29 protein-coding genes are annotated in these 25,978 nt (G+C 72.7%); 12 read left to right on the top strand and 17 right to left on the bottom strand.

The window, feature by feature from the left end; genetic code table 11:
• Positions 1 to 25: 25 nt before the first annotated feature.
• From EKO23_RS11095 to EKO23_RS11075, 5 genes are all read right to left on the bottom strand, one after another.
• On the bottom strand, positions 26 to 505 hold the full coding sequence (locus EKO23_RS11095) for a hypothetical protein (protein ID WP_134717200.1): 480 nt from the start codon (positions 503 to 505) through the stop codon (positions 26 to 28).
• 53 nt (positions 506 to 558) lie between these two features.
• A complete protein-coding gene (locus EKO23_RS11090) occupies positions 559 to 1,527 on the bottom strand; it encodes a glycoside hydrolase family protein (protein WP_134717198.1) in 969 nt (322 codons plus the stop codon).
• Positions 1,528 to 1,545: 18 nt separating this feature from the next.
• Positions 1,546 to 2,493 (bottom strand): sensor histidine kinase, encoded by a 948-nt coding sequence (locus EKO23_RS11085; protein ID WP_134717196.1) that lies wholly within the window; start codon positions 2,491 to 2,493, stop codon positions 1,546 to 1,548.
• Positions 2,490 to 3,353 carry an MEDS domain-containing protein gene (locus tag EKO23_RS11080; RefSeq protein ID WP_134717194.1) on the bottom strand — a complete coding sequence of 288 codons (864 nt, stop codon included), beginning with the start codon at positions 3,351 to 3,353 and terminating at the stop codon, positions 2,490 to 2,492. Before EKO23_RS11080 ends, EKO23_RS11085 begins: the two co-directional genes overlap by 4 nt.
• Positions 3,354 to 3,414: 61 nt before the next feature.
• Positions 3,415 to 4,329, bottom strand: a complete 915-nt coding sequence (locus EKO23_RS11075) for a 2-hydroxyacid dehydrogenase (RefSeq protein ID WP_217702575.1) — start codon at positions 4,327 to 4,329, stop codon at positions 3,415 to 3,417.
• Between the two features lie 131 nt (positions 4,330 to 4,460).
• Between EKO23_RS11075 and EKO23_RS25225 the strand changes: the two genes are divergently transcribed.
• Both EKO23_RS25225 and EKO23_RS11070 read left to right on the top strand, forming a co-directional pair.
• Positions 4,461 to 4,622 carry a hypothetical protein gene (locus EKO23_RS25225; RefSeq protein ID WP_167880423.1) on the top strand — a complete coding sequence of 54 codons (162 nt, stop codon included), beginning with the start codon at positions 4,461 to 4,463 and terminating at the stop codon, positions 4,620 to 4,622.
• A 57-nt stretch (positions 4,623 to 4,679) separates the two neighbouring features.
• A complete protein-coding gene (locus tag EKO23_RS11070; RefSeq protein ID WP_134717190.1) occupies positions 4,680 to 5,486 on the top strand; it encodes an HAD-IIA family hydrolase in 807 nt (268 codons plus the stop codon).
• Here EKO23_RS11070 and EKO23_RS11065 read toward each other — a convergent pair.
• The 3 genes from EKO23_RS11065 to EKO23_RS11055 form a co-directional block, all read right to left on the bottom strand.
• Entirely contained in the window at positions 5,483 to 5,752 is a 270-nt protein-coding gene (locus EKO23_RS11065) for a hypothetical protein (protein WP_134717188.1), read from the bottom strand. The genes EKO23_RS11070 and EKO23_RS11065 overlap by 4 nt on opposite strands.
• The gene (locus EKO23_RS11060; RefSeq protein ID WP_134717186.1) at positions 5,749 to 5,994 is read right to left on the bottom strand and encodes a hypothetical protein; all 246 of its coding nucleotides are present in this window, start codon (positions 5,992 to 5,994) and stop codon (positions 5,749 to 5,751) included. Before EKO23_RS11060 ends, EKO23_RS11065 begins: the two co-directional genes overlap by 4 nt.
• 74 nt (positions 5,995 to 6,068) lie before the next feature.
• Positions 6,069 to 6,635 carry a sugar O-acetyltransferase gene (locus EKO23_RS11055; protein WP_246051026.1) on the bottom strand — a complete coding sequence of 189 codons (567 nt, stop codon included), beginning with the start codon at positions 6,633 to 6,635 and terminating at the stop codon, positions 6,069 to 6,071.
• Between the two features lie 109 nt (positions 6,636 to 6,744).
• On the opposite strand from EKO23_RS11055, the gene EKO23_RS11050 reads away from it, so the two are divergent.
• Both EKO23_RS11050 and EKO23_RS11045 read left to right on the top strand, forming a co-directional pair.
• Positions 6,745 to 7,602, top strand: coding sequence for a phosphatase PAP2 family protein (locus EKO23_RS11050; protein ID WP_134717184.1), 858 nt, complete (start codon positions 6,745 to 6,747; stop codon positions 7,600 to 7,602).
• 62 nt (positions 7,603 to 7,664) lie between these two features.
• The gene (locus EKO23_RS11045) at positions 7,665 to 8,093 is read left to right on the top strand and encodes a VOC family protein (RefSeq protein WP_134717182.1); all 429 of its coding nucleotides are present in this window, start codon (positions 7,665 to 7,667) and stop codon (positions 8,091 to 8,093) included.
• A gap of 63 nt (positions 8,094 to 8,156) precedes the next feature.
• Here the strand turns inward: EKO23_RS11045 and EKO23_RS11040 are convergent, their stop codons facing one another.
• Positions 8,157 to 9,617, bottom strand: a complete 1,461-nt coding sequence (locus EKO23_RS11040; RefSeq protein ID WP_134717180.1) for a serine/threonine-protein kinase — start codon at positions 9,615 to 9,617, stop codon at positions 8,157 to 8,159.
• 112 nt (positions 9,618 to 9,729) lie between these two features.
• Here EKO23_RS11040 and EKO23_RS11035 point away from each other — a divergent pair, with 112 nt between their 5' ends.
• The 5 genes from EKO23_RS11035 to EKO23_RS11015 all read left to right on the top strand — a co-directional run bounded on the left by EKO23_RS11035 (position 9,730) and on the right by EKO23_RS11015 (position 13,596).
• A complete protein-coding gene (locus EKO23_RS11035; RefSeq protein ID WP_134717178.1) occupies positions 9,730 to 10,539 on the top strand; it encodes a PP2C family protein-serine/threonine phosphatase in 810 nt (269 codons plus the stop codon).
• Positions 10,540 to 10,697: 158 nt separating this feature from the next.
• The gene (locus EKO23_RS11030) at positions 10,698 to 11,216 is read left to right on the top strand and encodes a DUF3145 domain-containing protein (protein ID WP_134717176.1); all 519 of its coding nucleotides are present in this window, start codon (positions 10,698 to 10,700) and stop codon (positions 11,214 to 11,216) included.
• A gap of 96 nt (positions 11,217 to 11,312) precedes the next feature.
• Positions 11,313 to 11,588 carry a hypothetical protein gene (locus tag EKO23_RS11025; protein WP_167880422.1) on the top strand — a complete coding sequence of 92 codons (276 nt, stop codon included), beginning with the start codon at positions 11,313 to 11,315 and terminating at the stop codon, positions 11,586 to 11,588.
• 161 nt (positions 11,589 to 11,749) lie between these two features.
• Positions 11,750 to 12,703 (top strand): cupin domain-containing protein, encoded by a 954-nt coding sequence (locus EKO23_RS11020; protein ID WP_342773586.1) that lies wholly within the window; start codon positions 11,750 to 11,752, stop codon positions 12,701 to 12,703.
• Complete coding sequence (locus tag EKO23_RS11015) at positions 12,700 to 13,596, top strand: ferredoxin family protein (RefSeq protein WP_167880421.1); 897 nt, start codon at positions 12,700 to 12,702, stop codon at positions 13,594 to 13,596. Before EKO23_RS11020 ends, EKO23_RS11015 begins: the two co-directional genes overlap by 4 nt.
• A gap of 109 nt (positions 13,597 to 13,705) precedes the next feature.
• On the opposite strand, the gene fabF is transcribed toward EKO23_RS11015, so the two are convergent.
• The 5 genes from fabF to EKO23_RS10990 form a co-directional block, all read right to left on the bottom strand.
• Positions 13,706 to 14,944, bottom strand: coding sequence for a beta-ketoacyl-ACP synthase II (gene fabF, locus EKO23_RS11010; RefSeq protein ID WP_134717168.1), 1,239 nt, complete (start codon positions 14,942 to 14,944; stop codon positions 13,706 to 13,708).
• Positions 14,945 to 14,973: 29 nt separating this feature from the next.
• Positions 14,974 to 15,219, bottom strand: coding sequence for an acyl carrier protein (locus EKO23_RS11005; RefSeq protein ID WP_134717166.1), 246 nt, complete (start codon positions 15,217 to 15,219; stop codon positions 14,974 to 14,976).
• Positions 15,220 to 15,262: 43 nt separating this feature from the next.
• The gene (locus EKO23_RS11000) at positions 15,263 to 16,264 is read right to left on the bottom strand and encodes a beta-ketoacyl-ACP synthase III (protein WP_134717164.1); all 1,002 of its coding nucleotides are present in this window, start codon (positions 16,262 to 16,264) and stop codon (positions 15,263 to 15,265) included.
• Positions 16,265 to 16,266: 2 nt separating this feature from the next.
• Positions 16,267 to 17,208 carry an ACP S-malonyltransferase gene (locus EKO23_RS10995; RefSeq protein WP_134717162.1) on the bottom strand — a complete coding sequence of 314 codons (942 nt, stop codon included), beginning with the start codon at positions 17,206 to 17,208 and terminating at the stop codon, positions 16,267 to 16,269.
• A gap of 80 nt (positions 17,209 to 17,288) precedes the next feature.
• The gene (locus EKO23_RS10990) at positions 17,289 to 18,506 is read right to left on the bottom strand and encodes a PucR family transcriptional regulator (protein ID WP_246051025.1); all 1,218 of its coding nucleotides are present in this window, start codon (positions 18,504 to 18,506) and stop codon (positions 17,289 to 17,291) included.
• A 139-nt stretch (positions 18,507 to 18,645) separates the two neighbouring features.
• Between EKO23_RS10990 and EKO23_RS10985 the strand changes: the two genes are divergently transcribed.
• Complete coding sequence (locus EKO23_RS10985; protein WP_246051024.1) at positions 18,646 to 19,617, top strand: alpha/beta fold hydrolase; 972 nt, start codon at positions 18,646 to 18,648, stop codon at positions 19,615 to 19,617.
• 156 nt (positions 19,618 to 19,773) lie between these two features.
• Here EKO23_RS10985 and aceE read toward each other — a convergent pair whose 3' ends face one another.
• The 3 genes from aceE to EKO23_RS10970 form a co-directional block, all read right to left on the bottom strand.
• The gene (gene aceE / locus EKO23_RS10980; protein WP_246051023.1) at positions 19,774 to 22,539 is read right to left on the bottom strand and encodes a pyruvate dehydrogenase (acetyl-transferring), homodimeric type; all 2,766 of its coding nucleotides are present in this window, start codon (positions 22,537 to 22,539) and stop codon (positions 19,774 to 19,776) included.
• Positions 22,540 to 22,576: 37 nt separating this feature from the next.
• A complete protein-coding gene (locus EKO23_RS10975) occupies positions 22,577 to 23,245 on the bottom strand; it encodes a hypothetical protein (protein WP_134717158.1) in 669 nt (222 codons plus the stop codon).
• Positions 23,246 to 23,353: 108 nt separating this feature from the next.
• Entirely contained in the window at positions 23,354 to 23,698 is a 345-nt protein-coding gene (locus EKO23_RS10970) for a PadR family transcriptional regulator (RefSeq protein ID WP_134717156.1), read from the bottom strand.
• A 197-nt stretch (positions 23,699 to 23,895) separates the two neighbouring features.
• Between EKO23_RS10970 and EKO23_RS10965 the strand changes: the two genes are divergently transcribed.
• Both EKO23_RS10965 and EKO23_RS10960 read left to right on the top strand, forming a co-directional pair.
• Positions 23,896 to 24,324 (top strand): DUF3052 domain-containing protein, encoded by a 429-nt coding sequence (locus EKO23_RS10965; protein WP_425464391.1) that lies wholly within the window; start codon positions 23,896 to 23,898, stop codon positions 24,322 to 24,324.
• A gap of 21 nt (positions 24,325 to 24,345) precedes the next feature.
• Complete coding sequence (locus EKO23_RS10960; protein WP_134717152.1) at positions 24,346 to 25,968, top strand: AMP-binding protein; 1,623 nt, start codon at positions 24,346 to 24,348, stop codon at positions 25,966 to 25,968.
• Positions 25,969 to 25,978 lie beyond the last annotated feature (10 nt).

The following is a 25,978-nucleotide window of genomic DNA, read 5'->3' as shown; positions in this document are numbered from 1 at the left end:
GGGAGACGCCTCGTGCCCTCCTGCGTCACGCGGGCTCGAACGCCGAGGCCCACAGGTCGTTGTCGGCGTACAGGGCCCGGACCTCGTCCAGCTCGACGTCGGCACCGTGCGGGGCGCTGTCGGCGACCCACCAGTCCGCTCCAGGGAGTCCGGCGGACGCCCACACGCGCGACCCCGGCTCCTGGGACCGGTACGACGGTCGCGTGCGGGCGACGACCTCGCCGTGCGCCGGCTCCCACAGCCGGACGGAGCCGTCGCTCCCCGTGCCCAGCACGACCGCGTCGAACCACCGCCACACCACGACGTCGGCGCCGCCCGGACCGGTGGCGATCGCGACCAGGTGACCGGGAGACACCCGCTCGACGCGCGGGGTGGGGAACATCGGCGCGAAACCGACCGAGCCGTTCCCGTCCTCGCTCCACACGTCGCAGCGGTGTTCCTCGATCCGGGTCACGCGGGCGGTCCGGAGTCGGGGAGTGGTGAGGGCGTCAGGAGAGGAGGACATGTGGCGGAGTCTTCCGGATCGACGGCGCGCTGCGAAACCGGATTTCGCCGCGGTCATCGGGCGACGTACGACGGGTCCGCCTGCAGGTAGCCGTCCTCGAGCACGACGGGGATCGGGTCCATGATCTCGAAGGCCAGCACCCCCTTGGGCTCGGTGTTCCGGAACCCGACCAGCGCCCAGCCGCCGTCGCGACGGCGCACCAGCGGCGCCGCGAAGAGGTCGGGCTCGGCGAGGAACGGCCGGGCCCGGTCGATGTCCCACGGCCCGAACATCGAGTCGCCGGGCACCGACCAGGTGCAGAAGTCGCCCGTGCGCTCCCGGCGCTCGGCGGTCATCTCCTGCGGATGACAGGTGAACACCAGCACCCACTGGCCGTCGACCTGCTGGACCTGGGCCACCTCGAGCTGTCCGAAACCGGCGCCGGGCTCGCACAGCGGCGGCCCGCACTCCCAGGTGACCAGGTCCCGGCTGCGGGCATGGGCCAGGACGCCGTCGTCGTTGGCTGCGGCACCGGCCGCCCGCGCGCACACCAGCATGTGCCAGCCGTCGCCGTCGGGGTCGCGGAAGACCAGCGGGTCGCGCCACGTCTCGCTCGCGGACGGGTCCTCGTCGAGGGACTTGTACCAGCGGGTGTCGACGTCGAGCACGGGCCCGTCCAGGACCCGCCGCCACGAGGTGAGGTCGTCGGAGACCACCATCCCGACCCGCTGGTCCTTCAGGACGTGACCGCGGCGGGTGTTGATCGCGGTGTAGTACATCCGCCACAGGCCGTCGTCGTCGCGCACCACCGACCCGGTCCACAGCGCGAGGTCGTCCCAGCCGTCCGGGTCGGGGGCCAGCGCCTCCGGCTGCACCTCCCAGCTGACCAGGTCCGGCGAGGTGGCGTGGCCGATGGTCGCGTTCGTGTGCCGGAGGCCGGCGTCGCCCAGCGAGCGGGGCGCCCGGAGGTAGTAGAGGTGGTAGAGGTCGCCGTCGTCGGCGATCCAGCTGTCCCAGACCCAGTCGTCCTCCAGCCGCAGCATGCCGGCAGCGTAGCGAGGTCAGCGGGTGGTGCGCGCGTGCAGCCGCACGTGGGTGCCGGTCCGGTCGGCGCCCACGTCCACGGCCGTGCACAGCTGCCGGGCCAGCCACAGGCCGTAGCCGTGGTCGGCAGGCTCCACCGGCGGCAGCAGCCCCGCCAGCGGGTCCATCGGTCCGCGTCCGCCGTCGTGCACGTGGCACACCCAGGTCGGCCCCGCGTCGTACAGGTGGAGGCGGGCCGGTGGTGCGCCGTGCACGAGCGCGTTGGTGAGCACCTCGGTCACCGCGAGCGAGACGTCGTCGACGGTGTCGGGGTCCAGTCCGGCGGCGACACCGGAGGAGCGGACGAGACCCCGGGCCGCCGCGACGTCGGCGGGCTGCCGGCAGTCGAGGGTGGCGGCCCCGGCGGGTGGCGGTACGACGGCCGCGAGCGCGGTCAGCGAGACCAGCGGGTCGTGGAAGTGGTCGTTGGCGCACGGGTCGCCGTCCTCCAGCAGCACCCCGTGGTTGCGGAGCCCGATCTCGAGCAGGTCGTCGGCCAGACCGGCCCCGTCGTAGGGGCAGAGAAGGTCGACGGGGTGCGCGGCGAAGACCAGGTTGATCGCGGCCTCGAGCCGTCGGTAGTCGAGCACCTCGGCGGGGACGCGGGTGGCGAGCCGCTGCTCGGCGACCACGCAGCAGCGCACGCCCGGCGCCTTGGCCGCGAAGTCGAGGAGCACCCGGTAGCAGTTCCACTGGGGCGCGTAGCCGATGCTGTCGTCGACGAAGGTCACGGGGTCCGCCTCGGCGCCGAGATGGGCACGGAGCCGGGCGATCCGGTCGGACGGTGCGATCACCAGGGCACGGTGACCGCAGGCCAGGCCGTCGCGGAGGAACCCGCCGACCTCGCGCGCGTACTGGTCGGGGTCGTCGTAGACCAGCGCCGAGTGGGTGGCGGGCGCGGTCGTCGTGGTGAGGGCGGCGGTCATGGCTCGAGCCTCATCCGCTCGTGCCCGAGGCCGGCGACGGCCAGGGCCCGTCGTACGACGGGCGGGGCGTCGCCCAGCACCAACCACCCGTCACCGGGGAGGCCGGCCGCGACGCCGTGCAGCCGGGTGAGCGTGCCGACGTCCGCGAACGTCATCCCGGCCAGGTCGACGCGCAGGCGCGGGGCGACCACGGCCCGCGACCGCAGCACCCGCACCAGCGCGTCGCGGTTCGAGAGGTCGACCTCGCCGAGCACCCGGAGCCCCCACGGGTCGCCGACCGGGACGAACGTGGCGAGAGGTGCATCCGCCTGTTCCGGTGAGAGCCCGTCGTGCTCGCCGACCAGCAGCCCCACCAGCTCGTCGTCGGTCAGGCGCAGGTCGTAGTGGCAGACCGAGCTGACCCCGATCTCGCGCTGCAGCGCCGTCGACGCCCGCTCCCAGCGCAGGACCTCGGCGGGGGAGCCGAGCAGGTCGACGAGCCCGTCCATCCGGGCGGCCACGCGCAGCGCCGGGAACCCGTCCTCGCGGGAGCGCTCGGCGGCGGCCCGGAAACCGTCCGCGATCGCGACGAGGTCGCCGGGCCGCCGGGTGCCGTAGGCGTCGGCGAACGACCGGACCAGCAGCTGCCCGCTCGCCAGCGCGTCGTCGACCGGTACGTCGTCGGCGAGCGCGGCCAGCAGACCGTCGACCTGGTCGTCGGAAGCGACGTACAGGAGCTGGTCGCCCGCGGCCAGGGCCTGGCCGACGAACGTGCTCGACGACCGCACCAGCTGGCCGTCGTCGCGGTGGAACGCGCACAGGTGCGTGCCCGGCTCGAGCGAGCCGAGGTCGACCGATGAGTGCTGGGAGCCCGGACCCATGGGGTCACTGTAGGTCCGCAGGCCTGGCTCGGCCTACCCCTCGGGCAGAGCCCGGGGTGGGTCAGTAGTCGCCGCTCATGACGTTGGCCAGCGGCTCCCGGCCGGCGTACCGGTGCAGCTGGTCGCGGACCAGCCGGTGCGCACGCGGCCACATGGCGCTGGAGGCGCCCCCGACGTGCGGAGAGACGAGCAGCCCAGGCGCGTCCCAGAGTGGGTGTCTGGCAGGCAGTGGCTCCTCCTCGGTGACGTCGACCGCCGCGGTGATCCGCCCGGCGTGCAGGGCCGCGACCAGGTCGTCGGTCACCACGACGGCGCCGCGGGCGACGTTGACCAGCAGCGCGCCGTGCTTCATCCGGCCCAGGAACGTGGCGTCGACCAGGCCGCGGGTGGCGTCGGTCAGCGGCAGGACCAGCACCACCACGTCGGCGTCCGGGAGCAGGTCGGGCAGTTCGTCGATCGCGTGCACGCCGTCCCGGGCCCGGCGCGCCACCGGGACCACCTCGGCCTCGAACGGCCGGAGCCGGGCCTCGATCGCGGCCCCGATCGCGCCGTACCCGACCAGCAGCACCCGCTTGTCCGCCAGCGCCGGCCGCCAGGCGAACTCCCACGAGCCGCGGTCCTGGGCCCGCACGAACTGCGGGATCCCGCGCAGCGACGCCAGGATCAGCGTGAGGGTGAGCTCGGCGGTCGAGGTGTCGTGGATGCCGCGGCCGTTGCACAGCGTGACCCCGTCGGGCACCCGGCCGCGGACGTTGTCGACGCCGGCGGACAGGGTCTGCACGACCTCGAGCCGGCTCATCCGCGGGAGGACGTCGGCCACCCCCGGCCCGACGGCGTACGGCGTGACGTAGAAACGGACGTCCTCGACGGAGCCCGGGACGTGCGCGGTGGGGTCGACCACCTCGTAGCGCAGGCCCCCCGGCGGGTCGCCGAGCAGGGCCGGGTCGAAGGGCAGCCAGACCAGGGGATCGCTCACGGAGACGAGATTAGGGAGTGCGGCAACCCGGGCGTAACCCGTACGACATTGTCCCGCCATGAAAGTCGTGCATTCTTGTGGTGTTAGGACAGGTGGCCCGGAGGGACCGGGCCTCGGAGGAGGGGGAGAGCATGGAGCACATCGACCCGAGCGAGATCGAGCTGGACCGTCGACTCGAGCAGATCAGCAAGCGGAGCAAAGGGCTGACGGACCTGATGACCCAGCGTCAGGACCTGCACGGCGTGAGCGCGCGTGCGGACTACCTGGCCGAGTCCGTCAGCTGGAGCGTCTGAGCGGCGGCCGGGCCGGGCCGCGCCACCGTGTCCCGGCCCGGCTGCCATGATGCGGCCATGGACATCGCGCGGCCCATCGAGACCTGGCTGACCGACATGGACGGCGTCCTCGTGCACGAGGAGGACCCGATCGACGGTGCCACCGACTTCATCGAGGCGCTCAAGGCCTCGGGCAAGAAGTTCCTGGTCCTCACGAACAACTCGATCTTCACGCCACGTGACCTCCGGGCCCGGCTGCTCGGCAGCGGCATCGACGTGCCGGAGGAGGCGATCTGGACCTCGGCGCTGGCCACCGCGGACTTCCTCGACGACCAGCGACCGCACGGCACGGCGTACGTCGTGGGCGAGGCCGGGCTGACGACCGCGCTGCACGACATCGGCTACGTGATGACCGACCGGGACCCGGACTACGTGGTGCTGGGGGAGACCCGGACCTACTCGTTCGAGGCGATCACCCGCGCGATCCGGCTGATCGACGCCGGAGCCCGGTTCATCGCGACCAACCCGGACGCCAGCGGCCCGAGCATGGCAGGCAAGCTGCCCGCGACCGGATCCGTCGCGGCGTTGATCAGCACCGCGACGAACCGCAAGCCGTACTTCATCGGCAAGCCCAACCCGCTGATGATGCGCAGCGCGCTCAACCGGCTGGAGGCGCACTCGGAGACCACGGTGATGGTCGGGGACCGGATGGACACCGACATCATCAGCGGCCTCGAGGCCGGCCTGCGCACCATCCTGGTGACCACCGGCTCGACCCGGCCCGACCAGGTCGAGACGTTCCCGTACCGCCCGACCAAGGTGGTCGACTCGGTCGCCGAGCTCGTGGACCTCGCGGGCCGGCAGGACGAGGAGCGCCCCGACTAGCCCTGTGGCTCCGACGGGGGATCGGGCTCCTGGTCGCCCGACCGCTCGCGATGCGGGTGCCGGTGCTTCCGGAGCCAGTTGGGTGTGTCGACCTGCTGGACGTAGCCCTCGGGGGTCATGTCGTAGGTGTGCAGGTCCTCGCCGGTGGGGCGACCGTCGTCGTCCGGGTGGATCGGGGCGAGGTCGTGCAGGCGGGACGAGTAGTCGCCCGCCTCGGACGCGGTGCCGGACGGAGGCGGCTGGTCCGTCTTGCGGTGGAACCTCACTCCTCGACGGTACGGCGGGTGGCGGTGACGGTCCATGCCCCGGACGGGACCACCCACGGGCAGGTGGGCGGGCCCGACCGGTCGCAGCCGAGCTCAGCGTCGAGGAACGCCTGGGCCGGCGCGGGGTCGACGCGGAACTCCAGGTTCGGCCCGTCGCAACGGTGGCTGAACGTCCAGGCGTTGATGCCGACCACGGTGCCGTCGTGCAGCGGCAGGGTAGGCCGGGCCGCGGCCACGGCCATGGCGCAAACGGGGTGACCCGTCTGGACCAGCGCCCGAGTCCCCGGGTCCTGGCCGCCGGTGACGCTGACGTCGGTCACACGGCCCGAACGACCCGGGCCGGGTTGCCGACCGCCACCACGTTCGCCGGCACGTCCCGGGTGACCACGGCACCGGCTCCGACCACGGAGTTCTCGCCGATCGTGACTCCGCCCAGTACGATCGCGCCACCGCCGATCCACACGTTGTCCGCGATCGTGATCGGCGCGCCAGCCTCCCACTTTTCACGTCGCGTGGCAGGCTCGACAGGGTGGGTGGGGGTGAGGAGCTGGACGTTCGGGCCGATCTGCACGTCGTCACCGATGGTGATGGCGCAGACGTCGAGCGCCACCAGGCCGTAGTTGGCGAAGCAGCGCGCGCCGATCGAGACGTGCACGCCGTAGTCGACGTGGACCGGTGGCCGGATCGCCGTGTCCTCTCCCACCGAGCCCAGGAGCTCGCCGAGCAGCACCTGTCGCCGGTCCCGGTCGAGCGAGGCAGCGTTGTAGGCCTCCATCCGCTCCAGCGCCTGCACGTGCATCGCGATCAGCTCGGGGTCGTCGGCGAGGTAGGGGTCCCCGGCGAGCATGCGCTCGCGGGGCGTCCGCGCGTCGATGGCGTCCATGCGGGCCAGCCTAGGTGGGCCGTCCCCGGGGTGCCCCTGAGTCATCTCTGGGGTGGTTTCAGGGAAAATCCTGTTGTCCTCCTGTCGTCTCGCTGGGGAACCTAGAGCAGTGACCGCCATCGACCTGCCACCCCGGGCCTCCGTCCCCCCTCGCGGGGGTCGTGGGCGGAGCCGGGCTGCGCGGATCCGGACCGGCCTCGTGGAGGTCGCGCTGGTCCTGGCGCTCTACGTCGCCTACTCCTGCTCGCGGCTCCTCGCCAGCACCGACCTCGGTGCCGCGAAGTCCCGTGCGCACGGGCTGATGACGCTCGAGCAGGACCTGTTCCTCGACTGGGAGGGCGCCCTCAACCGGCTGTTCTCCCACGTGCCGCTGCTCGGCATCGGCGGCAGCTACTACTACGCGACCGCACACTACGTCGTCACCGCGGTGGTCCTGCTGTGGCTGCACCACCGCGGCCGCGCGGCGTACGTCCCGGCCCGCAACGGCCTGATCGTCGCCACCGTGCTCGGCCTGATCGGCTACCTGCTGTTCCCGACCGCGCCGCCGCGGCTGTCCGGTTTCGGGCACATCGACGTGCTCAAGGAGTACGCCGCCGCCGGCTGGTGGGGCGGCAGCGCGTCGGCGCCGCGCGGGTTCGGCCAGTACACCAACGAGCTCGCGGCGATGCCGTCGCTGCACGCCGGCTGGGCCCTGTGGGTGCTGCTGGCGCTCACCGCGGCCGGGGCGCCACTGCTGTGGCGCCAGCTGGCGATGGCCCACGTCCTGGTGACCGCGGTCGTCGTGGTCGGCACCGGGAACCACTGGGTCCTCGACGTGGTGGTCGGCTGGCTGGTCGTGCTCGCCGGCTGGTGGGTCTCGACCCGGCTGCCCGCCCGACTGGCGGGGCGGTTCCCCGGTTCGTCGCGCCTGCGCCGCTCCGTGGGCCGGGCGCCCGCACCGGAGAGCGTGCAGGCGCGGAGGTCCTGAGCCGGTGTCGTCGGTCGGTGTCGTCGGTCGGTGTCGTCGGTGGGCTGTGCCACGGTGGAACCATGCGCGGACGCACCAAGGCTGACCCGGGGACCGACCGCTGGTCCCGCAACGACTGGTGGGGGCCGGTCCTCCAGACCCCGGATCCTGCCGCCCTGGCCCGGTTCTACGCCGGTCTCCTCGACTGGGAGGTCCTGACCGACGAGCCCACGTGGTGGGTGATCGGACCGGGTGAGGGCGTGTGCACGCTGGCCTTCCAGAAGGAGGAGGGCTACGTGCGGCCCGTGTGGCCGTCGGCGCCGGGGGAGCAGCAGATGATGATGCACCTCGACTTCGAGGTGCTCGACCTGGCGGCGGCCGCGGCGGAGGCGGCCGAGCGTGGGGCGGTGCTCCACGACTTCCAGCCGCAGGACGACGTGCGGGTGTTCCTCGACCCCGACGGGCACCCGTTCTGCCTCTACCTCGGCAAGCCCCCGGAGGAGATCGCGTGACCACCGGCGGCTCGCGCTCACGGCGGTGGCACCACCACGCCGTACCGGTGGACGCCGGAGCTTCTAGAACTCCTCGTTGACGAGGTAGGTCCCGTCCTCGAAGACGAGGCCCAGCGTCACGTCGTCGGAGACCTTGCTGCCGTCCTTGCGGACGTACTCCACGTGGTAGCTCACGGTCATCGCCTGCGGGTCCGCCTGCACGTTGCTGGGCGTGGCGGAGGCGATCGTGCCCCAGTAGCCGGAGTAGGAACCGAACCCGCCGCTGGCCTGCTGGAACGACGGCGTCAGCTGCTTCCAGGTCGTGGCGGGGTCCTGGGTGACCGTGGCGAGGTAGGAGGTGATGAAGTCCTCCATGCCCTGGGCGGTGGCCTTGGCGGGCTTCTTCGCTGCCTGCGACGTCGGCTCGCTGGGGCCCGCACCGGAGCCGGACGCTCCGTTCGGCTCGTCGTCGCCGCGGGTCAGCAGCCAGCCCCCGAGGACCACGGCGAGCAGCAGCAGGACCGCGGCGGCCGCCACGATCGGCGTACGGCGGCCGCGGCGGGGCCCCGCCGGGGGTGCAGCCGGCACCGGCTCGCCGACCACCTGGGTCTGCGTCGCGGGCGGCGGGTCGTCGGGAGGAGCGGCTACGGCGGCGACGGGCACCGCCGGCATCACCTGGGTCCGGCCGGACGGCTCGTCCGCGAGGGGGTCGGCGGGCCCGTGGGCCAGGAACAGCGCCACCTGCTCGGCGGTCCAGCGCCCGGCGGGGTCGCGGTGCATGGTGGCCCGCAGCACCGGGTCGAGCCAGCCCGCCCGGTCGGTGCGCGGTGGCTCCTCGTGCACGATCCGGTAGAGGGTGCCCATGAGGTTCTCGGTCGCGTCGTACGGCGGATGGCCGGCGACAGCGTGGAAGAGCGTGGCGCCGAGCGACCACACGTCGCTGGCGGTCGTGGCGCCCTGCCCGGCAGCCACCTCGGGAGCGAGATAGCTCGGCGACCCGGTGACCAGGCCGGTCTGGGTGAGGGTCACGTCGGACTTCGCGCGGGCGATCCCGAAGTCACCCAGCTTGAGCAGCCCGTCGTCGGTGACCAGCATGTTGCTGGGCTTCACGTCGCGGTGCACGATCCCGGAGCGGTGCGCGACCGCCAGCGCCTGGGCCGCCTGGGCCAGCAGCGCAGCCGCCTCGTCGGGCGGGAGAGGCCCGTCGCGCCTGATCCGCTGCGCGAGGTTGAGGGACTCGAGGTACTCCATGACCAGCCAGTGCTGGTCGGCGGTCTCGACCAGGTCGAAGACGGCGACCACGTTCTCGTGGTTGAGCATCGCGGAGACCCGGGCCTCGCGGCGTACCCGCTCGCCGTCGGGCTGGTCGGCGCCCGGCATCCGCCCGATCTGCTTGAGCGCGACCTGCCGGTGGAGCACCGTGTCGCTGCCCAGCCAGACCGATCCCATCCCGCCGCGACCCACTTCGCGCTCGAGGCGGTAGCGGTCGGCGACCACTCGACTGCCGGCAGCCCGCGCCGCGTCGGTCCCTCCCGATTCGGTCATGCGATCCACACTAGGGCCTCTCCTGGATCTTGCCCCGCGGGGGACACTGAGATTGACTGTTCGCCCGTTGCGTACCCAACTCACCGGGTGAGCACAACCACGGAGGTACCGGATGCTGCGGTTCTCGGGTCGGGGAGAGACCGACGTCGGACGCGTGCGCGAGGCCAACGAGGACTCGGGGTTCCTCGGGCCGTACGTCGCGCTGGTGGCCGACGGCGTCGGCGGCGCCGCCGCGGGCGAGGTCGCCTCCGCGACCGTGGCCTACGTGGTGTCCGCGATCGCCCGGCTGCGGCGCGACCAGGACCCGGCCACCGTCCTCGCGGACGCGATCGAGGCGGCCCGCGAGAGCCTCCAGGTCGGCATCGACGCCGACCTGCAACGGGCCGGGATGGCGACCACGCTGACGGTGCTGGCCACCGACGGCCGGTCCGTCGCCCTGGGCCACCTCGGCGACTCCCGCGGCTACCTGTTCCGCCACGGCGGGCTGCAGCAGATCACCACGGACCACACCTACGTGCAGCAGATGGTCGAGGGCGGCCAGCTCACCCCGGACGCCGCCCGCCACCACCCGTGGCGCAACGTGGTGCTGCGCTCACTGCACGGCGGCCCGCTCGAGGTCGGCCAGGAGCCCGACATCCTCACCCTCGACCTGGTGCCCGGCGACCGGGTGCTGCTGTGCAGCGACGGGCTCACCGACCTGGTCGAGGACCGGCGGATCTCCGAGGCGCTGCACGTCCCGGACGCGGGGGCCGCGGCCGGCCGGCTGGTGGCCGCGGCGCTCGACGCCGGCGGCACCGACAACGTCACCTGCCTGGTGATCGACGTCGTCGACGGGCCCCCGGTGGTCGGGGACGGGCAGCTGCTGGGCGCGGTGGGCGACGTGGTGAACATCGTCGACCCGGCCGCCGTACGCGCTCCCTGACGACCGGGGCACGGCTGTATTCCGAATTTCTGGAATTCACCCGTCTCATGGGTCACAATGGCCGCACAACTACACATCTGTCATTCGTGAGGACCACATCTCGCTGATCGAGCTCGCTGGGGAAGGCGTATCTCGACGCCGGAGATGAGGAGGTCACGGTGACCACTAGCACTGCCACCCGCACCGCCACGAGGGGCGTCCTCTACGTCCACTCGGCGCCGTCTGCGCTGTGCCCGCACATCGAGTGGGCCGTGGGCGGTGTCCTCGGCGTCCCCATTTCCATGGACTGGATCCCCCAGCCCGCGCAGCAGGGGACCTACCGCGCCGAGCTGTCGTGGACCGGCGCGACCGACTCCGCCGCCGCGGTCGCCTCCGCCCTGCGGGGGTGGAACCACCTGCGCTTCGAGATCACCGAGGAGCCGACGCCCTCCACCGAGGGTGCGCGCTACTCCTACACCCCCGAGCTCGGCATCTTCCACGCCGTCACCGGCCTGCACGGCGACATCATGATCCCGGAGGACCGGCTGAAGGCCGCCGTGGTCAAGGCCGCGCTCGGCGACACCACCCTGCTGGTCGAGATCGACAAGCTGCTCGGCAAGCCGTGGGACGACGAGCTCGAGACCTTCCGTCACGCCGGAGACGGTGCCCCGGTGCGCTGGCTCCACCAGGTCGTCTGAGGCAAGAATGGTGAAGCACCCGGCGGGGTACACCCCGCCGGGGAGCGAGTCGATCTCGACCCACTCACGGCATCCATCTCACGCCCAGGAGGCAGCATGACCGACGAGCCGCTGAACGACGACGACATGACCACCGGGGGCGCGGGAGTCGGTGGCGGCGCGGCCGGCTTCGACGCCGACGCGACGGATGCCGACGGCACCGACGGCGACTCCACCGACGCCACGGACGGCGACTCCACCGACGCCGACGGCACCGATGCGGACGGCACCGACGGCGACTCGACCGACGCCGACGGCACCGACGGCGACTCCACCGACGCGACCGACGGCGACTCCACCGACGCCGACGGCACCGACGGGTCGGCGTCCTGAGCGCCCTCGACCTCCTCAGCGGAGACGCCCAGACCTTCCTGACCAAGGTCTGGGCGTCACGCGTCCACCTGCACCAGGGTGACGCCGAGCGACTCACCGACCTGTTCTCCCTCGACGACGCCGACCACCTGCTCACCTCGACGGCCATCCGCACCCCGCAGGTGCGCCTCGCGCAGGACGGTGGTGTGCTGCCGGAGTCGTCGTACACCCGGGGGGCGACGCTCGCCGGGCGCCAGCTGACCGGCCTGGTCGACTGCCGCAAGCTGCTGGCGCTCTTCGACGCCGGCGCGACCGTGGTCTTCCAGGGCATGCACCGCTACTGGCCACCGCTGGCCGAGCTGGTCGCCGAGCTCGAGCTGGACCTGGGCCACCCGTGCCAGGCCAACGCCTACCTCACCCCGCCCGGCTCGCAGGGCTTCGCGGTGCACGCCGACAGCCACGACGTGTTCGTGTTCCAGACCCACGGCACCAAGCGCTGGGAGGTGCACAGCGACGGCGAGGTGGACCATGTCCGGCTCGAGCCGGGGCTGTCGATGTACCTCCCCACGGGCACCCCGCACGCCGCCCGCGCCCAGGACCGCGCCTCGCTCCACGTCACCATCGGTGTCAACCAGCTGACCTGGCGCACGCTCGTCCGCCGAGCGGTCGACGCCGCGATGGACCGGGTCGACGACGGCCACCTGCCGGCCGGCTACCTCGACGACCCGAGCGCGCTGGCCGAAGGCCTCGGCGAGCACCTCGCCGCGCTCGCCGACGCACTGCGCGGCACCGACCCGGACGCCATCGCCGGGGAGCAGGTCGAGCGCTTCCTGAGCGGACGGCAGTCCCAGCTCCGCGGCGGCCTCAAGGACGTTCTCCAGGTCCGTTCGCTCGACGACGACACCGTCCTGCGGCGCCGCACCGGCAGCCCGTGCGTCCTGGTCGACCGTGGCGACACCCTGCGGGTGCTGCTCGGGGACCGCTGGCTCGACGTCCCGGCCCGGCTGCGCCCCGCCCTGGAGAAGATCCGCGCCCGCACCGACCTGACCCCGGCCGACCTGCCGCTCGACGAGCAGAGCCGCCTCGTGCTGTGCCGGCGCCTGGTGCGGGAGGGCCTGCTCGAGGTCCGCGGTTGACCGGAGCGTTCCGCTGCGCGACCGCCAGCCTCGGCCGGGCCGACACGCTGGCGGGCACCGCGTCGACGGTCCGCGCGTTCCTGCTGCTCGAGCACCCTGGCGGCTGGGGGCGGCGGGTCCCCCGCGACGCCCGGCTGCCGGAGGGGCTGGGGGAGCGGCTCACGGCGTCCGCCGCGGAGGCCGGCGTCCGGGTGCTCCTCGTACGCCGGCACGGCCGGACACCGCTGCCGGGTCCCCGCCGGGTCTTCGCGGCGTACGCCGACCCGGTGACGCCCTGGGTCGAGACCACCGAGGTCGAGGATCCCGGCCGGGTGCTCGACCTCGACCTCGCCGCGCTCGGCGCCGGCCGCTCGCCGGGTCTGCTGCCCCACGACGGTTCGCTGCTGTGCGTGTGCACCCACGGCCGGCACGACGTCTGCTGTGCCGAGCGCGGGCGGCCGGTGGCCACCGCGGTGGCGGCCGCCCACCCGCAGGAGGCCTGGGAGGTCTCCCACATCGGGGGAGACCGGTTCGCCGCCAATCTCCTGGTGCTGCCGCACGGGCTCTACTACGGCGGCCTCGACCCCGCGAGCGCGGTCGCGGTCACCGGCGGGCACCTCTCCGGCCAGGTCGACCTCGACCACCTGCGCGGCCGGTCCGGGCTGGCGATGCCGGTGCAGGCCGCCGAGGTGGCGTTGCGACGCCGGCTGGAGGAGACCCGGGAGGACGCGGTGCGGTTCCGGCGACAGGAGCGTGACGGTGCGACCACGCGGGCCTGGTTCGAGGTCGGCGCCGCGACGTACGCCGTCGAGGTCCGCACCACCCACGACGACGAGCCGCAGCGGCTCACCTGCGGGGTCGACCGGCCGAGCCGGATCCCGCGGCACGACGTGGTCGACGTACACCGGGCCTGAGGGCCGCGACGTCATCCGTCCTGGCTGCCGGAACGACTAGTTCGCATGACGTCCGGAGACGCCGACGACCCGGCCGCCCGTGCGGGCGACCGGGTCGTCGAGCGGTACGTCAGACCGTGCGGAAGGCGATCGCGACGTTGTGACCGCCGAAGCCGAACGAGTTGTTGAGCGCGGCCAGGTCGCCCTCCCCGAGCTCGCGCGGCTTGTCGGCGATGTCGAGACCGACGTCCTCGGGGTCCTCGAGGTTGATCGTCGGCGGCACCACCCGGTTGTGCAGCGCCAGGACGGTGGCGACCGACTCCAGGGCGCCGGCAGCGCCGAGCAGGTGGCCGGTCATCGACTTCGTCGAGGTGACCACGACCCGGTCGACCGCGTCGCCGAGCGCGGCCCGGACGGCCCCGGCCTCGGCCACATCGCCCTGCGGGGTCGAGGTGGCGTGCGCGTTCACGTGCGCGATGTCGCCGGCCTCGAGACCGCCCTCGCGCAGCGCCATCTTCATCGCCCGGGTGGCGCCGAGGCCCTGCGGGTCCGGCTGGGCGATGTCGTGGGAGTCGGCGGTGATGCCGGCCCCGGCCACCTCGGCGTACACCCGCGCGCCGCGGGCCTTCGCGTGCTCCTCGGACTCGATGACCAGCGCGGCCGCACCCTCGCCGAGCACGAAGCCGTCGCGGCCCTTGTCCCACGGGCGGGAGGCGCGCTCCGGCTCGTCGTTGCGCTTGGAGAGCGCCATCATCTGGGCGAACGCCGCCATCGGCAGCGCGTGCACGGCCGCCTCCGTGCCACCGACCACGACCACGTCGGCCCGGCCCATCCGGATCATGTCGACGCCGAGGGCGATCGACTCGTTGCCGGACGCGCAGGCGGAGACCGGCGTGTGCACGGCGGCCCTGGCTCCGATCGCCAGGCCGACGCTGGCCGCCGGGCCGTTGGGCATGAGCATCGGGATCGCCAGCGGCGAGACCCGGCGCGGGCCCTTCTCCTTGAGGACGTCGTAGTTGGACAGCAGCGTGGTCACGCCGCCGATCCCCGACGCCATCGCCACGGCGAGGCGCTCGGGGTCGACGTCGTCGCTGTCGGCCAGCCCGGAGTCGGCCCAGGCCTCGAGCGCAGCCACCATGGCGAACTGGCCCGAGCGGTCGAGGCGCCGGGCCTTGACCCGGTCCAGGACCTCCGTGGGCTCGACCGCCACCTCGGCAGCGATGCGGGCGCCGAGGTCGGCGGCCCACTCGTGCTCGAGCAGCGCCACGCCGGACTTGCCCTCGATCAGGGCGTTCCAGGTGGAGGAGACGTCGCCACCGACCGGGGAGGTCGCCCCGAGGCCGGTGACGAGGACGCGCTTCTGAGACATGGGTTTCCTTCGTGGGGAGGGGACGTCGGTCAGCTCTGGGCGTTCTCGATGAACGAGACCGCGTCGCCCACCGTCTTGAGGTTCTTCACCTCGTCGTCCGGGATGGAGACGCCGAACTTCTCCTCGGCGGCCACGACGACCTCGACCATGGACAGCGAGTCGACGTCGAGGTCGTCGACGAACGACTTGTCGAGCTGGACGTCGTCAGCAGGGACTCCGGCGACCTCGTTGACGATGTCGGCGAGGTCGGTACGGATCTCTTCGGTGGTGGCCACTTCTTCTCCTTGTGGTTGGGGTACTGCGTCGGTTCCGGGTGGGTCAGGGAACGGTGACGACCTGGGCGGCGTACGCCAGGCCGGCGCCGAAGGCGATGAACAGCGCGGTGTCGCCGCTCTTCGCGTCGCCCTCCGCGATCATGCGGTCGAGCGCGAGGGGGATCGAGGCCGCCGAGGTGTTGCCCTGCTCGGCGATGTCGCGGGCGATCTTGACCCGCTCGGGGAGCTTCATCGAGCGCGCCATCGCGTCGATGATGCGCATGTTGGCCTGGTGGGGGACGAACACGTCCAGATCCTCCACCTTGATGCCCGTCCGGTCGAGGGTGGCCTGCGCGATCTTGGCCATCTCGAAGGACGCCCAGCGGAACACCGGGTTGCCCTGCATGACCAGGTGTGGCATCTGGGGGTGCTCCTGCTGGAGCACGTCACGCCAGTCCTCGCGCTGCCGGATCAGGTCGAACTGCTCGCCGTCCGAGCCCCACACGACGGGGCCGATGCCTGGGGTGTCGGACGGACCGACGACCACTGCACCCGCGCCGTCGGCGAAGATGAACGCGGTGCCCCGGTCGCCGACGTCGGTGAGGTCGGAGAGCCGCTCCACCCCGATGACGAGGACGTGCGACGAGCTGCCCCCGCGCACCATGTCGGAGGCCAGCGCGACGCCGTGGCAGAAGCCGGCGCACGCGGCGGAGATGTCGAACGCGGCCGGTCGGTTGGTGCCGAGCTCGTGGGCGATGGCCGTGGCGACCGCCGGGGTCTGGAACATGTGGCTGACCGTGGCGACCACGATCGCGTCGACCTGCGAGGCCTCGATGCCGGCGTGGGCGAGCGCCTTGCGGGACGCCTCGACCGACATCAGGGTGATCGTCTCCTCCGGGGTGGCCCACCGGCGCTGCTTGATGCCCGAGCGCTGCTGGATCCACTCGTCGCTGGAGTCGATCGCCTCGACGATCTCGGCGTTGGGGATCACCCGGCTCGGCCGGTAGGAGCCGATGCCGAGGATCGCCGCGTGGCGCGAGCCGCCGGAGGGGTTGAGGGTCGTCATGGTCACAGGTCTCCTGCCGTGGACTCGGCGTGCTTGTCGACGAAGGCGCGGGCCTCGTCGAGCTGGTCGGGTGTCTTGAGAGCGAAGCTCTCGACCCCCTTCATCGCCCGCTTGGCGATGCCGGTGAGGGTGCCGGCGGGCGGCAGCTCGAGGACGCCGGTGACGCCGAGCTCGAGCATGGTCTCCATGCACAGGTCCCAACGGACGGGACGGCTGATCTGGGCCACGATCCGGGCCAGTACGTCGGCTCCGGAGGCCACCACCTGGCCGTCGGCGTTGCTGATGACGCGGGTGGCGGGGTCCTGCGGGGTGATGGTGGCGGCGAGCGCGTCGACCCGGGACACCGCGGGCGCCATGTGCTCGGTGTGGAAGGCGCCGGCCACCGACAGCGGGATCAGCCGGGCCCGGGCGGGTGGCTCCTCGGCGAACGCCGCGAGCTGGTCGACGGTGCCGGCTGCCACGATCTGGCCGGGGCCGTTGTCGTTCGCCGGGGTGAGGCCCTGCTTCTCGATCGCGGCCAGCACGTCGTCCCGGTCGCCCCCGAGGACCGCGGTCATGCTGGTCGGCGTGGCCGCAGCGGCCTCCGCCATGGCCTCGCCACGCTCGCGGACCAGCTGGACGGCCTCCTCGGCGGTCAGCGCACCGGACAGGCCGGCGACGGTGAGCTCGCCGACGCTGTGCCCGGCCAGCGCACCGACCCGGCCGAGCGCGTCGGCCGGGACCAGGTCGAGTCCGGCCAGCAGGCCGGCGGCGACCAGCAGCGGCTGCGCGATCCTGGTGTCGCGGATGGTCTCCGCGTCGGCCTCGGTGCCGTAGTGGCCGAGGTCGAGGCCGGCCACCTCCGAGAGCCGTTCGAGCCGCGCAGCACTCTGCGCGTCCTCCAGCCAGGGCTGGAGGAAACCGGGCGTCTGGGCGCCTTGACCGGGAGCGAGGATGACCAGCACGGTGTCCACTCTGCCGTGTCGGGACGACCCGGTGCGCCTCGGGGGCGCACGAAATACCGCCGCGTTCCTTTGTCAGGTTCCTACAAAAACGGCGACCGGTCGGTAACTGCGGGGTCGGCCAGCCGACCGAGCGAGAGCGCGACCGCGATCGTGTAGGCGTGCCGGGGCTGGGTGGGGGTCAGCCCGGTGAGGTCGCCGACCTGCCGGAGCCGGTAGCGGACGGTGTTCGCGTGCACGAACAGCACCCGCGCCGCGCCCTCCACCGAGGCGCCGTGGTCGAACCACGCGTCCAGCGTCTCGATCAGCGTGCCCTTGGCCTCGACCAGCGGCCGGTAGACCTCGAGCACCAGCTGCCGGCGGGCCGCCTCGTCGCCGGCCAGGGCCCGCTCGGGGAGCAGGTCCTCCGCCGACACCGGTCGCGGCGCGCCGGGCCAGGCCGCGGCCACCCGCATCCCGGCCAGCGCGGCGGTGGCGGAGCGGTGGGCGTGGGAGAGGTCGGCCGCGGGCGGCCCGAACACCACCGCGCCCTCCGCGAAGTGGTGCTGCACCGCGCCGGCGGCCCGCTCCGGGTCGGCGACGTTGCCGAGCACGACCACCATCTGGTCGCCCTGGGTGGCGCACAGCGCGTCGACGCCCGCCACCCGCGCCGACCGGCGTACGTCGTCGAACACGGCGTCGGACGCCGGGCTGGCCGGCGCCCGGCCCAGCACCACGACGACGTCGCCGTGCCCTCCCCAGCCCAGCGCGCCGGCGCGGGACAGCACGGTGGCGTCGGCGTCGGCCCGCATGACCGAGTCGACGACCAGGGCCTCGAGCCGCGCGTCCCAGGCGCCGCGGGCCTCGGCGGCCCGGGCGTAGACCTCGGCGGTGGCGAACGCGAGCTCGCGGCCGTAGCGGAGCAGGCCGTCGTGGACCGTGCGGGCCTGCTGGGCGCCGAGCAGCTGGTCGAGGTTCTCCTCGACCACGTCGATGGTCAGCCGGACCAGCTCCACGGTCTGCTGCAGGTTGATCACGCCGGCCAGGGCCCGTGGGGCGGCGCCGAAGACCTGGGCGGCGATCGCGGAGTCCGCGTCGGTGGCCACGGTGCGGGAGTCACCGTGGTCGCGGTACCACGCGACGAAGCCCCGGATGCCGGCCTGGACGATCATCCCGACCCAGGACCGGTCCTCGGCGGAGAGGTCCGCGAACCAGGCCTTCTCCGACTCCATCCGGGCCATCGCGGCGTTGCTCAGGGTGCCGACCTCGCGGAGCAGCTGCGCGGAGGCCTCCTCGCGGGGGGCGGACGGGGCTGCGGACACCCTCCGAGGCTATCCATCCGGACGGTTTCAGGTCTCGAAACCCCAACGAACAAGGGCGTCCCGGTGCATTCGCGGTGAACTTGTGGTGGGATGCAGCCACCTCGACCACCCGGCCGCGAAGCCCCCGGAGGCAGCATTGGTGCACCGATCACTGGAGGTCCAGTACGTCACGCTGCACGGGCACCGGCGGGCGTTCGTGAAGACCGGTTCCGGGCCGGTCCTGCTCCTGCTGCACGGCCTGGCCTGCGACCACACCACCTGGGACCCGGTGATCCACGACCTGGCCCGGCGCTACACGGTGATCGCACCCGACCTGCTCGGTCACGGGCTCTCCGACAAGCCCCGCGCGGACTACTCGCTCGGCGGCTACGCCAACGGCATGCGCGACCTGCTCACCGTGCTCGGCATCGACCGGGTGACCGTGGTCGGCCACAGCTTCGGCGGCGGGGTGGCGATGCAGTTCGCCTACCAGTTCCCCGACCGGACCGAGCGGCTGATCCTGGTCGCCCCCGGGGGCCTCGGCCCCGAGGTGAGCCCGGCGATCCGGGCGATCACCACGCCCGGCTTCACCCCGCTGATGCGGCTGCTGACCCTCCCCGGCGTCCGCCAGGTCGGCACCGCGGGCCTGCGGGCGCTGGCCGGCACCGGGCTCAACGCCACCCGGGACCTCGACGAGGTGGCCGCGATCGTGGACAGCTGGCGGGACCGCCGAGCGCTGGCGGCCACCAGGCACGTCACCCGTGCCGTGGTCGACCTGCGCGGCCAGATCGTCACCATGACCGACCGGGCCTACCTCACCGAGGCGGTCCCGATGTGCGTGATCTGGGGCGAGGACGACGCCGTGATCCCGGCTCGGCACGCGCGCACCGCGGAGGCGCTCGCCCCGGGCTGCCGGGTCGAGGTGGTCCCGAACGCCGGCCACTTCCCGCACAAGGACCACCCGCAGCGGTTCGTGAAGATCGTCCAGACCTTCCTGCGCACCACCCAGCCGGCCGTCTACGACCGCGACCGGCTCCGGTCCCTCCTCGAGCACGGGGGCGACGTACCCGTCCAGCAGGCCGAGGCCGGCCACGCCCCGGTCTCGCCGCTGCGCACGCTGTCCGGCGCCTGACGGGCGCTGCAGGATTCCCCGGTGGACCGGGGAATCCTGCTCTTGTCGGGCAGAACTTCGGCTGTCAACCGACGGATCTGCCCGTCAACCGCTGGACATGACACCGCCCGGGGTGCCGGCTGAGCCGACGACCCCGGGCGGACCGTGGACGAGGAGCTAGGCGTCCCCGCCCTCCTGCTTGACGTCGGCGACCGCGGTCGGGTCGTCGATGCGGTACTTCGCGAAGGCCTCGGCGACCTTCTCCCGCGGCACCTGGCCGGCGTCGGCCAGTGCCTGGAGCACCTGGACGACGACCGACTGGGCGTCGATGTGGAAGTAGCGACGGGCGGCCGGGCGGGTGTCGGCGAAGCCGAACCCGTCGGCGCCGAGCACCCGGTAGTCGCCGGGGACCCAGCGCGCGATCTGCAGCGGGACCGCGCGCATGTAGTCGGAGACCGCCACGACCGGGCCGTGGGCGCCGGCCAGCTTGTCGGAGACGTACGCCGTCCGCGGGGCCTCGCCCGGGTGCAGCAGGTTCCACTCCTCGGCCGCCACCGCGTCCCGGGCCAGCTCGTTCCACGAGGTGACCGACCAGGTGTCGGCGGCGATGCCCCACTCCTCGGCCAGCATCCGCTGTGCGTCGACGACCCAGGGGAAGCCGACGCCGGAGGCGAGCAGCTGGACCCGCGGGCCCTCGTGGTCGGAGGTGGAGACCTTGTGCATGCCGCGCAGGATGCCCTCGACGTCGACGTCCTCCGGCTCGGCCGGCTGCGCCACCGGCTCGTTGTAGACGGTCAGGTAGTAGATGACGTTCTGGGCGTCCTCGCCGTACATCCGCTCGAGGCCGGCCTGCATGATGTGGCTGATCTCGTAGGCGAACGCCGGGTCGTAGTGGACGACTGCCGGGTTGGTGGCCGCGAGCAGCGGCGAGTGGCCGTCGGCGTGCTGGAGGCCCTCGCCGGTCAGCGTGGTCCGGCCGGCGGTGGCGCCGACCAGGAAGCCGCGCGCGAGCTGGTCGGCCATCGCCCACACCGAGTCGCCGGTCCGCTGGAACCCGAACATCGAGTAGAAGATGTAGAACGGGATCATGTGCTCGCCGTGCGTGGAGTACGCCGAGCCGGCCGCGGTCGCGGACGCCATCGCGCCCGCCTCGGAGATGCCCTCGTGCAGCATCTGGCCCTGCGGGGACTCCTTGTAGGCGAGCAGCAGCTTGCGGTCGACCGACTCGTACTGCTGGCCGCCCGGGTTGTAGACCTTCGCGGTCGGGAACATCGAGTCCATGCCGAAGGTGCGGTACTCGTCGGGTGCGATCGGCACGACCCGCTTGCCGATCTCCGGGTCCTTCATCCAGTCCTTGAGCAGGCGGACGACGGCCATCGTGGTGGCGATCTTGTTCTTGCCCGAGCCCTGCTTCAGCTCGGAGTAGACCTCGTCGCCGGGGAGCTTGAGCGCCTTGGACCGGTCGAGACGACGCGGCAGCGAGCCGCCGAGGGCCCGGCGCCGCTCCATCATGTACTCGATCTCGGGAGCCTCGTTGCCGGGGTGGAAGAACGGTGCGGCACCGGTCTGCTCGTAGGACTGCTCGAGGTCCCGGTCGCCGATCGGCAGGTAGAGCCGGTCGCGGAACTTCTTGAGGTCGTCCATCGTGAGCTTCTTCATCTGGTGCGTCGCGTTCTTGCCCTCGAGCGCGTCGATGGTCCAGCCCTTGATGGTCTTGGCGAGGATCACGGTCGGCTGGCCGACGTGGCGGTGCGCGGCGTCGAACGCGGCGTACACCTTGCGGTAGTCGTGGCCACCGCGCGGCAGCTTCACGATCTGCTCGTCGGTCATGTGCTCGACCATCTTCCGCAGCCGGGGGTCGGCGCCGAAGAAGTGCTCGCGGATGTAGTCGCCCTTCTCCGTGGAGTAGGTCTGGAACTGGCCGTCCGGGGTGGTGTTCATCCGGTTGACCAGGACGCCGTCGACGTCGCGGGCCAGCAGCTGGTCCCACTCGCGGCCCCACACGACCTTGACGACGTTCCAGCCGGCGCCGCGGAAGACCGACTCCAGCTCCTGGATGATCTTGCCGTTGCCGCGGACCGGGCCGTCGAGCTGCTGCAGGTTGCAGTTGACGACGAACGTGAGGTTGTCGAGCTCCTCCCTTGCGGCCAGCGAGATCGCGCCGAGCGACTCGGGCTCACCCATCTCGCCGTCGCCGAGGAACGCCCAGACGTGCTGCTCGGAGGTGTCCTTGATGCCGCGGTTGGAGAGGTAACGGTTGAACCGCGCCTGGTAGATCGCGTTGAGCGCGGTCAGGCCCATCGACACCGTCGGGAACTCCCAGAAGTCCGGCATCAGCCGGGGGTGGGGGTACGACGGGAGGCCGGCGCCGGGCCCGTGCTGGACCTCCTGCCGGAACCGGTAGAGCTGGTCCTCGGTGAGCCGGCCCTCGAGGAAGGCCCGCGAGTAGATGCCGGGGGAGGCGTGACCCTGGATGAAGATCTGGTCGCCGCCGCCGGGGTGGTCCTTGCCGCGGAAGAAGTGGTTGAAGCCGACCTCGTAGAGGCTGGCCGAGGACTGGTACGTCGCGATGTGGCCGCCGACCTCGAGCCCCTTGCGATTGGCGCTGGAGACCATGACCGCGGCGTTCCAGCGGAGGAACGCGCGGATCCGGCGCTCCACCTCCTCGTCGCCCGGGAACCAGGGCTCACGCTCCGGCGGGATGGTGTTGATGTAGTCGGTGCTGCGCAGGGCGGGGACACCGACCTGCTTCTCCCGGGCACGCTCGAGCAGCCGCAGCATGACGTAGCGCGCGCGCTCGCGGCCACGGTCGTCGATCATCGCGTCGAACGAGTCGATCCACTCGTTGGTCTCGTCCGGGTCGATGTCGGGGAGCTGGGTGGGCAGGCCCTCGTGGATGACGGCCGGCGTGGGGGGAGTCGAAGCACGAGAAGAGTCGTTCACGTGCCTCATCGTCGCACGCTCGCAGGCGCCGGAAAATCTACCGGCCAGTACGTCCGCGCCCGACGGCCGGCGGACGCGGAGGACGCAGGTCGCCGGTCAGCCGCACGGCGTACCCGAGTGCCACGAGAGCGGCCACGACAGCCGCGCTGAGCCACTGACCGACGCCGCCCCACCCACCGGTCCCCGTGTCCAGCGTCTCCACCGCCAGGGCCGCCGCTCCCAGACCGAAGACGACCACCCCGGCGACCGCGACGTACCCGGAGGGGAGGCGTCCCCGCTGCGGCAGGAACCGCCACACCACCAGCAGGACGAGCCCGAGCACCCCGGCGGCGACGCGGTACTCCACGACCTCGCCCCAGTGGTGCCGGGCCGCTGCGGACAGGCAGCCGTGGCCGGGGAAGTACTCCTCGAGCTCGGCGCAGCGGGCCGGGGTGTACGTCGCCCCGGGCAGGTCGCCGGCCACGAACCCGGCGCCCCAGACCCGTCCCATGACCTCGGACACCAGCCCGCTGACGCCGATCGCGACGAGGCCGACGGCGGCGAACAGGACAGCCGGCCGGAGGAGCGACCGCAGGTCGAGCACGGCCGGGGTGTCCGCCACCACCTCGGGGGCGCCGAACGCGGCCACCGCGGCCCGCTCGGCGGCGGTCCGCTCGAGGCCCGTCACCTCGAGCGCGGCGGCGGAGTCCAGCAGGTGCGCCTCCACCTCGGCCAGGGTTCGGTGTACGGCGCGGGGCGGGCCGGAGCGTCGGGAGCAGTGCGTCGAGGTACTCCTCGATCGGCTCCTCCGGGCCGGGCCCGTGGGCGTGCGGGCTCACGGCGTCACCGTCGCCCGGGGGACCCCCGGGTCGATCACGGCGCGCACGCCCCGGCTGAAGTCGTGCCACGAGCGACGCTTCTGCTCCAGTGCCCGGTGGCCGTCCTGGGTGAGGGCGTACGCGCGGCGGCGGCGGCCGGACCCGCGGTCCCAGCGGCTCGTGAGCAGCCCGTCCCGCTCGAGGCGGTGCAGGGCTGGGTAGACGGTGCCCTCCGGCAGGTCGAAGGCGCCGTCCGATCGTTCGCGGAGCCGCGTGATCACGGCGTACCCGTGGGCCTCCCCGGCGGTCAGGACGGAGAGCAGCAAGAGGTCGAGGTTGCCGCTGAGCTGGTTGCTCGCCATACCTAGACAATCTAGGTATGGGGCGGTGTCCGGTCAAGGCCCGGGCGGGTCGTCCGGTGCGGGACGAGCACAACCCGGAGATCGTGCGGCACGATGTCCGACATGGTGGAACAGGTTGCGGGAGGGCACGAACTCCGCTGGACTACTCCCCACCGGACGCCCGGAGACGGGCCGTCGTCCAGACGATGGAGGAGTCAGTGAGTTCGACCACGGGTGGGGACGCCGCCCAGCAGAGTGCCGCGGAGCGGCTGGGGTTCACCAAGGGCCTGGTGGTCCAGGAGCTCGGGTGGGACAGCGACACCGACGACCAGGTCCGGGTGGCGATCGAGGACGCGATCGACGCGGACCTGGTGGACGGTGACTACGGCAACGTCGTCGACGCGGTCCTCCTCTGGTGGCGCGACGACGACGGCGACCTGGTCGACGCACTGGTCGACGCGCTCACCGACCTGGTGGGCGGCGGTGCCATCTGGCTGCTGACCCCCAAGGTCGGCCGCTCGGGCGCCGTGGACCCGGCCGACATCGCCGAGGCCGCGCCGATCGCCGGTCTCTCCCAGACCACCACCGCCGCCGTCAGCAAGGACTGGGCCGCCACCCGGCTGGTGGCCCCCAAGTCCAACCGCTGACCGAAAGGACCCCCCGCTTTCATGAGCAAGGCCGCTGCACGACTGTCCTCGGGAATCACGTCGGCGGCGGTGCTCGCCAGGTCGGGAGTGATCCGTCCCTACTCGCCGCGCACGCTGGCCAGGCTGGCCACGACGCTCCGGGAGTGGGGCACCGGCCCTGCGGGTGGTTTCACCACGCTCGCAGTGCGCCACCCCGACCGGACCGGCCTCATCGACGACCTCGGCCCGCTCACCTTCGGCGAGGTGCACCGGCGCAGCAACGCGCTCGCCTCCTCGCTGCGGTCCCGCGGTCTCGGCGAGGGTGACAGCGTCGCGGTGATGTGCCGCAACCACCGCGGCTTTGTCGACATCAGCCTGGCCGTGGCCAAGCTCGGCGCCGACGTGCTCTACCTCAACACCGCGTTCGCCGGACCGCAGCTGGTCGACGTGCTGGAGCGTGAGAAGCCGGTCCTCGTGGTGCACGACGAGGAGTTCACCGGGCTGCTCGACGGCGCCGACGTCGCGGCCCGGGTGCTCGCCTGGACCGACGGGGAGCCCGCCGAGGACCAGGACACGCTGGAGAAGCTGATCACCGCGGGGTCCGCCGACGACCTCACGCCCCCGAAGCGGCACGCGCGGATCGTGATCCTCACCTCCGGCACCACCGGCACGCCCAAGGGCGCACCGCGCAACGAGGCCGGCATCGACGCCGCGGTCTCCCTGCTGTCGCGGATGCCGCTCAAGCACGGCTGGAAGACCCACATCGCCGCCCCGCTCTTCCACACCTGGGGGTACGCCCATCTCGCGCTCGGCATGCTGCTCGGGTCGACCGTGGTGCTCACCCGGAAGTTCGACCCCGAGAACGCCCTCGCGGTCACCGAGCGCAACCGGTGCGACTCGCTGGCGGTCATCCCGGTGATGCTGCAGCGGATCCTCCAGCTCCCCGACGAGGTCCTCGACCGGTACGACCTCTCCACGGTGAAGGCCGTCGCGGCCTCGGGCTCGGCGATGCCCGGCGACCTGGCAACCACCTGGATGGACCGGTTCGGGGACACGCTCTACAACATCTACGGCTCCACCGAGGTGGCCTACGCGTCGGTGGCCACGCCGCAGGACCTCCGCGAGGCCCCCGGTACGGCGGGCAAGCCGCCGCACGCGACCGTCGTACGCATCCTCGACGACGCGGGCAAGGAGGTGCCCGCCGGGCAGGCCGGCCGGATCTTCGTGGGCAACTCGCTTCTCTTCGAGGGCTACACCGGCGGCGGCCACAAGGACATGGTCGACGGGCTCATGTCCAGCGGCGACGTCGGCCGCTTCGACGAGGACGGCCGGCTCTTCGTGGAGGGCCGCGACGACGAGATGATCGTCTCCGGCGGCGAGAACGTCTTCCCCAAGGAGGTCGAGGACTGCCTGGCCCGTCACGAGAAGGTGGTCGAGGCGGCCGCGGTCGGGGTGGACGACGACCAGTTCGGCACCCGGCTGCGGGCGTTCGTGGTCACCACGGGCGGTGTCGACGAGGACGACCTCAAGGCCTGGGTGAAGTCCAACCTGGCGCGCTACAAGGTGCCGCGCGAGATCGTCTTCCTCGACGAGCTGCCGCGCAACGCCACCGGCAAGGTGCTCAAGCGCGAGCTGGCCGAGCCCGATGAGCCCGCGGACGGCTGAGCCGGCGCCG

The sequence above is a fragment of the Nocardioides guangzhouensis genome, assembly GCF_004519545.1.
GTDB classification, from domain to species: Bacteria; Actinomycetota; Actinomycetes; order Propionibacteriales; family Nocardioidaceae; genus Nocardioides; species Nocardioides guangzhouensis.
This window is presented reverse-complemented; position numbering and strand designations above follow the sequence as displayed.